Here is a 12,384-nt window from a genome sequence, read left to right on the forward strand (position 1 = left end):
GACCTCATCGGGGATGTCGGACAGGTCGGCCCGACCGTGTAGGACGTCTCCTGCGGCCGAGCCTGCCGCCGAACGGCACAGCCAAGGTGGGCCCGCCGCCAGGATCCGCGCCGTGCCGGCACCGCATCGGCAAAACGGGGTTGAACCTCAAGCGTTTACCAAAAAGTCAGCGCGTACTTCTGCTCATCGATTTCATCAGCCGCTGGATTCCCCGGGGCGCCGGGAGCGCGAAGGCCAAGCGCGACGCGTCGGCCTCCATGGGCAACATCCTGAAGTGCGACGCACGGCCTTCCACCGCGTGAGCCCCGGGTAACTGAGCAGTGCCGCCCCTCGACCGGCCGCCTAGGATGGGCCGCAGGAGGCGAAGGCGTGAGCCTGGACACCATCATCCATTCCCTGACACTGCCCAGCCGGCCCAAACATGCGCTGGTCCTGATGGGCGGTGGCGCGCGCACCGCGTACCAGGTCGGCGTGCTGCAGGCGCTGGCATCGATGCTTCGGCTGCAGGCCGGCGCGGGTGCGTCCTTTCCGTTCCAGGTGCTGGTCGGCACGTCGGCCGGCGCCTTGAACGTCGCCTTCCTGGCCAGCGCCGCGTCGCGCGGGCTGCAGGCTTTCGACGAACTCTCCGTGTTCTGGTCGCGGCTGCGCAGCGACAACGTCTACCGGCTCGACGTGCCCGTGTGGGTGCGCTTCAGCCGGCTGGTGACGGCCGTGCGGCTGTGGGGCCAGGCCCGGCACGCGGGCGCCATCCTGGACACCATGCCGCTGGTGGACACGCTGCACCACGCCGTGTCGCTGGGCGGCATCGACGAAGCGCTGGCATCGAAGGCGATCGAGACCGTGGCCATCACCGCGTCCAGCTACACCACCGGCGTGCACTGGACCTTCTGCCACACCGCGCGCGACCACCGGCACACGCCGTGGCAACGCCCGGGGCGGCGGGCCGAGTTCCAGCCGCTGACGATCGAGCACCTGATGGCGTCCAGCGCCATCCCCTTCCTCTTCCCCGCCACGCCCCTGTGGGTGGACGGCCGGCGCGAGTACTTCGGCGACGGCTCCATGCGCCAGGTCTCGCCGCTCTCGCCCGCGCTGCACCTGGGCGCGCACCGCGTGCTGGTGGTCGGCGTGGGCCAGCCCGAACGCGCGGCCTTCGGCGCCGCCGCCGGCACGGGAGCACCGGGCCTGGGCGCCATCGCCGGCCACGCGATGGCCAGCGTGTTCCACGACACGCTGCAGGCCGACGTGGAACAGGCGCAGCGCGTCACCCGGACGCTGCAGCAGCTGCCGCGCGAGATCGCGGCCGTGCTGCCCTACCGCGACGTCGAGGTGCTGGCGATCCAGCCTTCGCAGTCGCTGGACGCCATCGCCCAGGCGCACGCGCACCTGCTGCCCGCCGCCGTGCGCCGCGCCCTGGGTGGACTGGGCGCCGGCAAGGGCGGTGGCGCGCTCGCCAGCTACCTGCTGTTCGAGCCCGCCTTCGTGCGCGCGCTCATCGCGCTGGGCGAGCAGGACGCTTTCGCGCGCAAGGGCGAACTCCTCGCATTCGCGGAAACTCAGACGGCATAATCGCCCGTCTTCATTTCGGGAGAGCACTCCTTGGAAACCTGCCCTAGTCGGTAGCTTCCGGGCGTCCGTGAGCGGCGTCGGAAGCCAGCCCCATGCCGATCCGCCAATCCCTCACGGAGTGAGCCATGCTCAACATCTTCACGCTCGCCAACGGGCGACTCTTCCAGGAAGAGATCGAGTCGCTCGAGGAGCTCTCCCGGTTCCAGCCGATCTGGGTCGACCTCGAGTCGCCCACGATCGAGGAAAAGCGCTGGGTCAAGCAGTACTACGGCCTGTCCATCCCCGAGGACGCGATGGACGAGGACATCGAGGAGTCCGCCCGCTTCTACGAGGAAGACAACGGCGAGCTGCACATCCGCAGCGACTTCCTGATCGACGACGAGGACCCGCGCAGCGTGCGCGTGGCCTTCATCCTGAACCAGACCAACGAGTCCCTGCGCAGCAAGGGCGTGCTGTTCTCCATCCACGACGAGGACATCCCCGTGTTCCGCCTGCTGCGGCTGCGCGCGCGCCGCGCGCCGGGGCTGATCGAGGATGCCAAGGACGTGCTGCTCAAGCTGTTCGACGCCGACGCGGAATATTCCGCCGATGCGCTGGAAGGCATCTACGACGGGCTGGAGAAGGCGTCGAAGAAAGTGCTGGCCGGCCGGGTGAGCGACACGCTGGCCGGCGAGGTGCTGGGCGAGATCGCGCGGCAGGAAGACCTGAACGGCCGCATCCGCCGCAACGTGATGGACACGCGCCGGGCCCTCAGCTTCATGATGCGCAGCCGCATGCTGACGCAGGAGCAGTTCGAGGACGCGCGGCAGATCCTGCGCGACATCGAGTCGCTGGACAACCACACGGCGTTCCTGTTCGACAAGATCAACTTCCTGATGGACGCCACCGTCGGCTTCATCAACATCAACCAGAACAAGATCATCAAGATCTTCTCGGTGGCCAGCGTGGCGCTGCTGCCGCCCACGCTGGTGGCCAGCATCTACGGCATGAACATGAAGTTCCCCGAGCTGGAATGGTTCGGGCCGGTGTTCAGCTACCCGTACGTGGTGGTGCTGATGATCGCCAGCGCCGGCGTGCCGATGTGGTACTTCGGCCGGCGGGGCTGGCTCAGGTAAGTCTCGCCGGCACGCGCGCGCCCACGGCGCGTGCCGCGGCCACGCCCGCCTCGTGGCCCAGCGTGAAGGCCTCTTCGAACACCGAGTAGCCCGCCCAGTCCGAATGGGCGAAGCTCATGGCGCGCCCGTGCAAAGGCACGGCCCGCAGCCGCGCGCGCGTGCCGGGAACGGGCGTCGCCATCGCATGGCCGTAGCGCGCCACCAGCACGCGCTGCAGCTTGCCGGGCAGGTCCGGGTGCGGCGCGGCCAGTTCGGCGGCCGCCAGGTCGCGCCAGTGCGTCCATGGCGCTGAAAGCAGCTGCGCGCGTGCGCTCTCACCTGGCGCCAGGTACCAGGTGAGCACGGTGGGCGCGGGGCGCGGGTCCAGACGCTGGTGACCGGCATCCACATAGCCCAGGCCCGCCGATCCGTAGGGCACGTTGTCCCATGACGGCGCGGCGCCCGGGCGATCGCGGAGCGGCTCACGGATCTGCAGGTTCGCCACGACCCACGGCGCATGCCGCGTGGCACGCGCGGCTTGCATGACGAAATACGGCGGCGAGGCCAGCACACGGGCGGCGACGAACACCGGGAGCGCAACGACCACGTGCAGCGCATCCCAACGCTCGGCAACGCCAGAGAGCGGATCCACGGCATCCACCTGCATGCCGCCGCGCACGGCTTCGATGCGCGTGACCACCCGCGAAGCATGCAGGCGCGCGCCCAGCGGCGCCGCGAGCCCCCGCGCAAGATACGCATTGCCCTGGGGCCAGGTGAGCACCGCGTCGCGCTCGCCTTCCTCGCCGGGCGGGTGGAAGCCATGGCGGCTGGCGAAGTAATGCAGTCCCGCCCAGGCGGAGACGGCAGCGATCCCTGCCCCATAGTCGTCGCGGCAGCAGTAGTCCAGGTACCAGAGCAGGTGCTCGTCGTCGAGCCCCTCCCGCCCGAGCCATTCGGCGAACGGGATGGCGTCCAGCGCGAGATGCGCAGGTGCGGTGGTGGTGCCCGCGGGCATGCTATACCGCGCCTCGCGCGAGGCGCGATCGACCAGGCGCGCGAACTTGACGTACTGCGCCTGCGTCGGCGCACCGATGCCATGCGCCGGCAGCAGCCCTTCCTGCCACTCTCCGCGGAAGTAGAGGCGCTCCTGCGGGCTGTGGCACAGGTGGCGCTCGTCGTAGGTCCAGCGGCCCGAGATGCGCCGGCGCAAGCCCATCTCCTCGAGCAAGTCCTGCACATGATGCGCGCCGTCGCCGGGCACCGGCAGGTAGTGCGCACCCAGCGGGCAGTCCAGCCCCGCCAGGCGGCCGGCGCGGCTGTTGCCGCCGGACTCGTCCTCCAGTTCCAGCAGGACGAAATCGTCGACACCGGCGAGCCGCAGGGCGCGCGCGGCCGCGAGCCCCGCGATGCCGCCGCCCGCGATCACCAAGCGCGCGCGGCGGACCTGCGAAGGCGCGCCGACGCGGGTGGCGCGCAGCAGGTGGCCGCGTTCGGGCGAAGGTCCGGCGAACCCGCCTTCCACCGGTGCCAGCGCCGGCGCGCAGCCGTAAGCCGGCAACGCCGCCGCCGCGGCCAGCCACTCGCGCCGCCTCACGGCAGCACCTTGCCCCACTCGCGCTCGTACGTGGTGACAAGGCCCTGGTTGGAAAGACGGTTCACTTCCGCCGGAACACGCTGCATGTCGCGCGGGAAATCGAACAGCAGGGGCAGCGATTCCGGCGTGAGGAAGCGCAGGCCCGCCGGCAGCCGCTGCGGCATGCGCCACGGCCGGCGGCTGGCGACGACGAAGCCCCATTCGCCGAAGCTCGGCACGTTGGCGTGGTACGGCGTGGCGGTGAGGCCGGCCGATTCGATGGTGGTGACCACGGTCCAGAAGCTCTGGCGCGCCACCAGCGGCGAAGTGGTCTGGATCACCGCGTAGCCGCTCGCGGACAGCCGCCGGTCCAGCAACGCGTAGAACGAGTTGGTGTACAGCTTGCCGATGGCGAAGTTGGTGGGGTCCGGGAAATCGACGATGACGACATCGAACGTCTCCTCCGTGCGCTCCAGCCAGCCGAACGCATCCTCGTTGACGATGCGCAGCTTGGGCGACGACAGCGAACCGCCGTTCAGCCGCACCAGCGCCGGGTCGCTGCCGAACAGGCGCGTCATGTTTGGGTCCAGCTCCACCAGCGTCACGCTTTCGACGGAAGGGTGGCGCAGCACTTCGCGCAAGGCCATGCCGTCGCCGCCGCCGAGGATGGCGACCTTGCGCGGCGCCCCTTGGGCCGACATCGCGGGATGCACCAGCGCCTCGTGGTAGCGGTACTCGTCGCGTTCGGCGAACTGCAGGTTGCCGTTCAGGAACAGCCGCACGCCGGCGCGGCCGCGCGTGACGATGATCCGCTGCCACGGTGAGCTCTCCGCGTGCACCACGGGTTCCTGGTAGAAGCGGTCCTCGGCCAGCGTCGTGAGCTGCCCCGCGCCCGCCAGGCCCGCGGCGAGCGCCGCGGCGCACAGCACGCAGGCGGCCGCGTGCTCGGCCCGCCGGCGCAGCTCGTGCCGGAACAGCCACAGCGCCCAGGCGGCCACGCCGGCATTGAGCAATCCGAAGAAGAAACCGGTGCGCACCAGCCCGAAGTGCGGCACGAACAGCAGCGGAAAGGCCACCGACACCGCCAGCGCGCCGAGGTAGTCGAAGGTCAGGACCTGCGACACCAGCTCGCGCAGCTGCACGTCGCGGCGCAGGATGCGCATCACCAGCGGGATCTCCAGGCCCACCAGCGTGCCGACGGCGAAGACAAGGCCGTAGAGCAGCGGCCGGAAGGCGCCCGGCAGCCAGGCATTGGCCGCGAACAGCACCGCGGGCAGCGAGCCGCCCACGAGTGCCACCAGCAGCTCGATGCGCAGGAAGTGCGCGGGCAGCTGGCGCTCCACGAACTTCGACAGCCACGACCCGACGCCCATGGCGAACAGGTAGGTGCCGATGACGGTGGAGAACTGCAGCACCGAATCGCCCAGCACGTACGAGGCCAGGGCGCCCGCTGCCAGCTCGTACACCAGGCCGCAGGCGGCGACGACGAAGACCGAGGCGAGCAGGGCCACCGCCAGCGGCGAAGGCCCGGCCCGCGCCGGGACTCCGGGAGCGGGCACGGTCAGTGGATGGCCGCGGCCACGATGATGCAGATGCCCAGCGACATCGCGGCCACCACCATGCCGAGCGCCTGGTTGTGCTTCTCGACCAGCTCCTGCCACAGGTCGTAGGGCGTGAGCTTGTCGATGATGACGAAAGCGACCCAGAACACCACCACGCCGATGACGGCGTAGAGGATGGAGCCGAAGACGGCGGCGGGTTTCAACCATTCGAAGTCCATGGGGACCTCCTTTGCGGGTGGAAGGATTGGCGGCGGCTCACTTGTGGCCGCCGCCGCCGGAATAGCCGCCCCAGGACCCGCCGCTGGTGCGCGGGGCGCTGGTGTAGCCGGAACTGCCGTCATCGTTGCGGGCCAGCACCACGACGAGCACCAGCAGCAGGATGACGATGAGGATCACGATCAGGCAGCCGCAGCCCAGCCCGGCGGACTTGCCGCCCGTGGGCCCGGCGTCGCCGCGCCGGAACCTGTCCTGGTCTTTCATGCCGAAAGCCGCCGCCACCGCATCGGACGACAGCCCCGCGCCGCTGGACCAGGTGACTTCGCGCGGCGTCTGCTCCATCGACAGCAACCGCGCGCCCGCGGCGAAGTCGCGGTTGAACGTCTTCTGGCCGCGCACCACCGGCCAGTAGAACTCGCCGGCCACGTAGTTGGTCTCGGCGTTGTAGCTGTACTTCAGCCCATACCGCGTGCCGAGGTAAGTGGCCGAGCGGCTGTCCGGCGCCAGCTGCGGCGCCCCCGTCGTCGGCTTGACCAAGCTCCAGCCTTCTTCCGAATCGACCAGGAACACGAAGCCGCGCTTCGCGTTGTAGAGCAGGTATTCGCTCCAGCCGAACTGCTCGTCCTCGTCGCCGGGCTCCGCGCCCATGCGGTGCTGGAAACCGACCACCTGCCACGGTACGCCCTGCAGTTCCCCCGTGCTGCCCAGCGGGATCAGCGGGCGCACGGGTTCGTCCTGCTGGGCATGCCGCAGCTCGCCGGCGATGCCCTGGGAGACGTCGATCACGCTGTGGCAGCTGGGGCAGGTGACGCTCAAGGTGCCGGCCAGGTTCACCTGCACCGGCGCACCGCAGCTCGGGCACGCGAACCCGCGGCCCTTTTCCTCCTTGGCCGCCTCGGCGCGCAGTCCGGTGAGCTGCAGTTCGTCCAGGCTGACCGCCCGGCCCCGGCTGACCTGCGGCGGCACGGTGGCGTAGTCGATGCCCAGCACCTCACCTTGCGCGCTGCGCAGCTCCACCGAGCGGAACGACTGGCCCAGCGGCGGCAGCTTCGGCAGCTCGCCCTGCGCGGAGACCAGCGCGACTTCGTCGTTCGCGCTGACGGTGAACGACTTGCCGGACACCGCCGTCGTCGCACCCACGCGGAAGCGCTCCGCCGGCGGGACGTCCCGTCCCAGCTCCGCCGGGAAGGTCATGACGTACGAGCCGTTGTCCTCCGACAGCTGGCCCACGCGCCCGTCATCGAACGCCGCCTGCCACTCGGCCCAAGGCCCGCTGCTCCCGCGGTACTGCAGGCGGCCCACCAGCACGAAGGGCCTGCCTTCGTGGCGGCCGGACGCCATCAGCTGCAGCGGGCTGTAGTCCTCGAAGACCTCCGCCATCTTGCCCAGCCGCTGCAGCGTCTCGCCGGAGCGGACGATGGTGCTGTGGCAGTAACTGCAGACGGCGTGCGTGGACTGCGCGCTGCGGAATTCAACGGGCGCGCCGCACCCCGGGCAGGGCGCGCGGTAGATGCGCTGGGGTGCGGCGGACGCCAATCGCTCAGCGAATCAGCGGGCGCGGGCCGCGCGCGGACGATGACAGGCGGCGGAGGCTCACGCCAGCTTCTTGAGCAGTTCCGCCTTCTTGGCGTCGAACTCTTCCTGCGTGAGGATGCCCTTGGCCTTCAGGTCGCCCAGCTTCTCCAGCGTGGCCATGACGTCCTCGGGCTTCACCGTCGCGGCGGCGCCGCTCGCCTGGCCACCGCCTTGCAGCCCCTGCTGGAGGTTGCTCGCCAGCACCTGTCCAAGGGCGACGCCCGCTCCCAGGCCCATCGCATCGCCCGCGATGCCGCCGCCGGAACCCGCACCCTTGGCCATCTCGGGAATGGCCTGCGCGGTCTGGTACTGCATGAAGCGGCCCATGTCGTTGCCGACCATGCCCATGCCGATGCGCTGGTCGAGGATCTTCTGCAGCTCCTCGGGCAGCGACAGGTTCTGCACCGTCATGACTTCGAGCTTCAGCCCGATCGCGGCGAACGCCGGCCCCATCTCGTTGGCCAGCGCCTGCGCGAAGGCATTCTGGTTGGCGGCCAGGTCCAGGAACGGCACGCCGCTGGCCGCGATGGCGTTGGAGATGTGCTGCAGGATCAGCCCGCGCAACTGGCCGTCCAGGTCGGCCACCGTGTAGACGTCGCGCGTGCCGGAAATCGTGGTGTGGAACAGCTTCGGGTCGGCCACGCGGTAGCTGTAGTTGCCGAAGGCGCGCAGGCGCACCGCACCGAAGTCCTTGTCGCGGATGGTGATGGGCTGCGGCGTGCCCCAGCGCTGGTCCACCTGCTGGCGCGTGCTGAAGAAATAGACGTCGCTCTTGAACGGGGATTCGAACAGCTTGTCCCAGTTCTTCAGGTACGTCAGCACCGGGATGGTCTGCGTCGTGAGCTTGTACAGGCCGGGCCCGAAGACGTCGGCCACCTTGCCTTCGTTCACGAACACGGCCATCTGCGACTCGCGCACGGTGAGGGCGGCGCCGTACTGGATCTCCATGTCGGCCATGGGATAGCGCCAGGCGAGCGTGCCGTCGCCGCTCTCGGTCCATTGCAGGACGTCGATGAACTGCTTCTTGATGAAGTCCATGAGGGCCATGCCTTGCTCCTTCCGTGTGCGGGGCATGATACGACGCGGCCGGCCGTCAGCCGCGGCGGACCGAGCGTTCCGTCACGGAGCGCGGGCGGAAATGCGCGATGACCGCGGCCATCAGGCCGCGCGCGCGCTCCGAATGGTCGGCGCCGAAGTTGCACACGTACACGTCAGCCGTCACCGAGCGGCTCTCCGGCCAGGTGTGCAGGCACAGGTGCGACTCGGCCAGCAGCACCGCCGCCGTCACACCGCCGGGGCCGGCTCCGGTCGCGGGGAATGCGTGGAACAGCTGGTTCACCGGCTGCAGGCCGCTTTCGCGCACCGCGGCCACGCACCACTCACCCAGGCGTTGCGCGTCGGCCAGCCAGTGCGGGGCACATCCGCAATCGTGCAGGTCGGCGGTGAGGTGCAGCCCGTCCATCAGGCGGACTCTATCGCGAACGCGCCTGCCGGAGAACGCGGGCTCTAGAAGAACAGCCTCAATCCGACCCGCAAGGTGCGAGGCAGCGACGGGTGCACGTGCAGCGTGGCGGGCGTGCCCGCATCGGCGAATGGCGGCTCGCCCGGCAACCGCGACGCATAGGCGTACTGGATATCGCTGGACTGGCGGTTGAACAGGTTGAAGACGTCCAGCGACAGTTCCGCCGCGCTCGTGACGCGGTAGGCGACACGGGTATTCACGACGGTGCTGCCCGAGCCGCGCAGCGAGCCGTCCTCGATCAGGGGATGGGCGCCGAAGTGGCGCAGCCGGGCGCCGAAGGTCCACGGCCCGCTCAGGTAGGTGATGCCCAGCGAAGCCACGCGCGGCAACGCGCCCGGGATGCGGTCGCCGGCCGGGTCCGCGTCGCTGAAGCGCGCACGCGACAGCGCCAGGTCGGCGTCGATCTCCCAGGCCGGCGCAGGCCGCCAGTTGGCGGACAGTTCAATGCCGCGGCGCGCCGCGGGCCGCGTGGCTTCGGTCGTGCCGGCATCGCCGACGAACAGCAGCTCGGAGTCCAGCTTCAGCACCCACGCAGCCGCGGTCACCACCAGGTTGTCGGCCCACTTCTGCCGCAGGCCCAGCTCGTAGCCGGTGGCCCGCACCAGCGGATCGGCGCGCTGTGCGGGCGTGACGCCGTCCGAAGGATCGACCTTCAGCACCGTGCCGCGCGCATCGTTGCTGTGGAAGCCCCGGCCCCAGTTGGCATAGAGGTCGGTGCGAGGGCCGGGACTCCAGACCAGGGACAGCTTGGGACTGGTGATGGAAGCCGTGGTGGCGCCGCTGTTCGCCGCGATGGAGCTCTGCACATCCAGCGCGCGGTGGTCCCAGCGCAGGCCGCCGATGGCGCGCCATTGCGGCGCCAGCTGCACTTCCAGCTGCGACCAGAAGCCCAGCGCATCGATGCGCGCGCGGTCGCTGCGCACCTGCGCCAGCCGCGCGCGAGCCTGCGTGCCGTACAAGCCGACTTCGGCGATGTCGTCGCGGCGCAGGTCGGTGCCGAATGCCAGCTGCGCATCGAGGCCGCCCAGCCGCAGCGGACGCGACTGCGAAGCCGCCAGGCCGAACACGTGGCGGCGGTCCACCTGCTCGAACTGGTCCAGCGGCGGACCCGAGTCGCAGGCCGCGGGCAGCGGCGCGGTGTCGCAGCCGCGCGTGTAGTACGTGAAATCCGAGAACAGGTCGAACGAATAGCGCAGCGCGTAAGCGTCCACCGTCGTGCGCACCTCGCCGTCGCGGCGCGCCCAGTTGACCTGGGCGGACGTGCGCTTGGTGCGGCCGCCGGACGTGGGGTCCAGCGTGCCGAAGCGGCCGATCAGCCCGTTGTCGATGGCGCGCTGCGGCACCTGGTCGGTGGAGATCCAGGAAGCTTCGTGGTGGTTGACGCCGAAGGTGATGCCGTCGTCCGCCGAGCCCAGCGTGTACTTGCCCACGAGGTTGGTGCGGCCCAGGCCCTGGGGCACATCCCAAGGCCCGTCGTCGCGCCCGCGCTCGGCGGCCAGCAGCAAGTCGCCGCCCTTCACGCTCACCGAGCCGGCCGCCAGCGCGCGGCGGTAGCCGAATCGCCCGGCCTCCAGCATCGCGAACGGCCGGTCCAGCTTGCGCACCGTGCGAATGCGGACGTTGCCGGCGGCGGCGAAGTCGCCCGTGTCGGCGTAGTACGGCCCCTTGCGGTAGGTGATGGTGTCCACCAGTTCCGGCAGCAGGAAGTACAGGTCGGTGTAGCCCTGGCCATGCCCGTGCGTCGGCAGGTTGACCGGTACGCCGTCGACGAAAGTCGCGAAGTCGGTGCCGTGGTCCAGGTTGAAGCCGCGCAGGAAGTACTGGTTGGCCTTGCCCTCGCCCGCATGCTGCGTGGCCACCAGGCCGGGCACCGCTTCCATCACGTCGCCTGCGCGCAGCACCGGGCGCGTGCGCAGCTGCTTGGACGTGACCACGCCTTCGCTGGCGCTGCCCGCCACGCCCTGCAGGTCTTCGCGCGTGCTCTGCACGTCCACGCCGCGCAGCGCGGCGTCCTGCTGCGCGAGCGCCGGTGCCGCGGCCAGCAGGCCCGCGCCCAGCGAGGCGGCCACCCACTTGGCGGATTGCTTCGTGCTCTTCATGTTCAGCGGGGTGCGAGCCACCGGGGCTTCACGGCCCAGGCAAGAGCCACTGCGGCGGCGAGCCACACGACGATGATCACAACCGCCGCCGCCCGGCTGGAAGGCTTGTCGCGGCCCTGCGCCAGCCACTCGTCGGCGCGCGCGCGGGCCCTCTCGATCACCGGCGGCGGCACCAGCCGCAGCGTGAGCCAGATCAGCGCCGGCAACAGGATCGCGTCGTCGACGAAACCCAGGACCGGGATGAAGTCGGGGATCAGGTCGATGGGGCTGAGCGCATAGCCCACGGTGAACAGCGCCAGCGCCTTCGCGGTCCACGGCATCCCGGGATCCTGGCAGGCGAACCACAGCGCCACCGATTCGCGCTTCAGGCCGCGCGCCCAGGTGCGCAGGCGGTCGATCCAGCCGGCCATGCCCTTGCGTCAGCCCAGCAGCGCCTGCACGATGGCGGCTGAGTGCCGGCTGGCCACCTCGCGCACGAAGCGCGCGAAGTCCACGTGGGCGTCGTCATCCGCGCGATCGGAGATGGTGCGCACGGCCGCGAAAGGCACGCCGCAATCGTGGCAAACCTGCGCCACCGCGGCGCCTTCCATCTCCACCGCCAACGCGTTCGGCAGCGCGGCTTGCAGCGCGCGGCTCTCCGGGGTGGTGGACACGAACCGGTCACCGCTGACGATCAGCCCACGATGCAGCTTGGCCTGCGGCAACGCCTGCTGCGCGGCGCGCACCAACCGTTCGGTGAGCGAAGTGTCCGTGGCGAAGGTGCTGGTGCCGTAGAGCGGCACCTCGTACTTCGGAAAGATGGGCGACGCGTCCAGGTCGTGCTGCAGGAAGCTGTCGGCCACCACGACGTCGCCGACCTGCACGCCCGGCGCCAGGCCGCCCGCCACGCCGGTGAAGACGATCTCGCGCGCGCCGAAACGCTCGACCAGCATGGCAGCCGTGGTCGCAGCCGCCACCTTGCCGATGCGCGAAAGCACCGCCACCACCTCGCGGCCGTGCAGCTGCCCCACCCAGAACTCGCGCCCCGCCACCACCTGCCGCGATTCGTGCGGCATCAGCGCCAGCACGGCGGACAACTCCTCGTGCATGGCGGAGACGATGGCGGTGCGCATGGGCGGGTTCTGCGGGTGAAATGGAAAGAGGCCCTCGCGGGCCTCTCTCACAGGATCGGGCGAGT

General features: G+C 70.3%; 12 protein-coding genes. 3 read left to right on the forward strand and 9 right to left on the reverse strand.

The features are described 5' to 3' along the window. The first annotated feature begins 140 nt into the window (after window positions 1-140). The 3 genes from EZ216_RS21350 to corA all read left to right on the forward strand — a co-directional run bounded on the left by EZ216_RS21350 (window position 141) and on the right by corA (window position 2,681). The gene (locus EZ216_RS21350) at window positions 141-302 is read left to right on the forward strand and encodes a hypothetical protein (RefSeq protein ID WP_167772878.1); all 162 of its coding nucleotides are present in this window, start codon (window positions 141-143) and stop codon (window positions 300-302) included. Between the two features lie 67 nt (window positions 303-369). After that, complete coding sequence (locus EZ216_RS11325; RefSeq protein ID WP_135249879.1) at window positions 370-1,566, forward strand: patatin-like phospholipase family protein; 1,197 nt, start codon at window positions 370-372, stop codon at window positions 1,564-1,566. 125 nt (window positions 1,567-1,691) lie between these two features. Beyond that, the gene (gene corA / locus EZ216_RS11330; RefSeq protein ID WP_135249880.1) at window positions 1,692-2,681 is read left to right on the forward strand and encodes a magnesium/cobalt transporter CorA; all 990 of its coding nucleotides are present in this window, start codon (window positions 1,692-1,694) and stop codon (window positions 2,679-2,681) included. Here corA and EZ216_RS11335 read toward each other — a convergent pair. The 9 genes from EZ216_RS11335 to EZ216_RS11375 are packed head-to-tail and all read right to left on the reverse strand — an operon-like array spanning window position 2,674 to window position 12,319. Then, entirely contained in the window at window positions 2,674-4,254 is a 1,581-nt protein-coding gene (locus EZ216_RS11335; protein WP_135249881.1) for an FAD-dependent oxidoreductase, read from the reverse strand. The genes corA and EZ216_RS11335 overlap by 8 nt on opposite strands. Continuing rightward, complete coding sequence (locus EZ216_RS11340; RefSeq protein ID WP_135249882.1) at window positions 4,251-5,792, reverse strand: polyamine aminopropyltransferase; 1,542 nt, start codon at window positions 5,790-5,792, stop codon at window positions 4,251-4,253. Before EZ216_RS11340 ends, EZ216_RS11335 begins: the two co-directional genes overlap by 4 nt. Window positions 5,793-5,794: 2 nt before the next feature. Next, window positions 5,795-6,013 (reverse strand): DUF350 domain-containing protein, encoded by a 219-nt coding sequence (locus EZ216_RS11345; RefSeq protein WP_135249883.1) that lies wholly within the window; start codon window positions 6,011-6,013, stop codon window positions 5,795-5,797. Window positions 6,014-6,050: 37 nt separating this feature from the next. After that, window positions 6,051-7,547 carry a DUF4178 domain-containing protein gene (locus tag EZ216_RS11350; RefSeq protein WP_135249884.1) on the reverse strand — a complete coding sequence of 499 codons (1,497 nt, stop codon included), beginning with the start codon at window positions 7,545-7,547 and terminating at the stop codon, window positions 6,051-6,053. Between the two features lie 57 nt (window positions 7,548-7,604). After that, on the reverse strand, window positions 7,605-8,633 hold the full coding sequence (locus EZ216_RS11355) for an SPFH domain-containing protein (RefSeq protein ID WP_135249885.1): 1,029 nt from the start codon (window positions 8,631-8,633) through the stop codon (window positions 7,605-7,607). Between the two features lie 46 nt (window positions 8,634-8,679). Beyond that, window positions 8,680-9,048: an S-adenosylmethionine decarboxylase family protein gene (locus EZ216_RS11360; protein WP_135249886.1), complete on the reverse strand. Its 369-nt coding sequence runs from the start codon at window positions 9,046-9,048 to the stop codon at window positions 8,680-8,682. Between the two features lie 44 nt (window positions 9,049-9,092). Further along, window positions 9,093-11,207, reverse strand: a complete 2,115-nt coding sequence (locus EZ216_RS11365; protein ID WP_205959663.1) for a TonB-dependent receptor — start codon at window positions 11,205-11,207, stop codon at window positions 9,093-9,095. Window positions 11,208-11,209: 2 nt separating this feature from the next. Beyond that, window positions 11,210-11,617, reverse strand: a complete 408-nt coding sequence (locus EZ216_RS11370; protein ID WP_135249887.1) for a YkvA family protein — start codon at window positions 11,615-11,617, stop codon at window positions 11,210-11,212. Window positions 11,618-11,626: 9 nt separating this feature from the next. Beyond that, window positions 11,627-12,319: a 5'-methylthioadenosine/adenosylhomocysteine nucleosidase gene (locus tag EZ216_RS11375; RefSeq protein WP_135249888.1), complete on the reverse strand. Its 693-nt coding sequence runs from the start codon at window positions 12,317-12,319 to the stop codon at window positions 11,627-11,629. Between the last annotated feature and the right edge of the window lie 65 nt (window positions 12,320-12,384).

The organism is Ramlibacter humi (assembly GCF_004681975.1).
Lineage (GTDB): Bacteria > Pseudomonadota > Gammaproteobacteria > Burkholderiales > Burkholderiaceae_C > Ramlibacter > Ramlibacter humi.

Coding starts and splice junctions, on each gene's coding strand:
- corA (WP_135249880.1), top strand. CDS start 1,692: ATGCTCAACATCTTCACGCTCGCCAACGGGCGACTCTTCCAGGAAGAG.
- EZ216_RS11345 (WP_135249883.1), bottom strand. CDS start 6,013: ATGGACTTCGAATGGTTGAAACCCGCCGCCGTCTTCGGCTCCATCCTC.
- EZ216_RS11355 (WP_135249885.1), bottom strand. CDS start 8,633: ATGGCCCTCATGGACTTCATCAAGAAGCAGTTCATCGACGTCCTGCAA.
- EZ216_RS11360 (WP_135249886.1), bottom strand. CDS start 9,048: ATGGACGGGCTGCACCTCACCGCCGACCTGCACGATTGCGGATGTGCC.
- EZ216_RS11365 (WP_205959663.1), bottom strand. CDS start 11,207: ATGAAGAGCACGAAGCAATCCGCCAAGTGGGTGGCCGCCTCGCTGGGC.
- EZ216_RS11370 (WP_135249887.1), bottom strand. CDS start 11,617: ATGGCCGGCTGGATCGACCGCCTGCGCACCTGGGCGCGCGGCCTGAAG.
- EZ216_RS11375 (WP_135249888.1), bottom strand. CDS start 12,319: ATGCGCACCGCCATCGTCTCCGCCATGCACGAGGAGTTGTCCGCCGTG.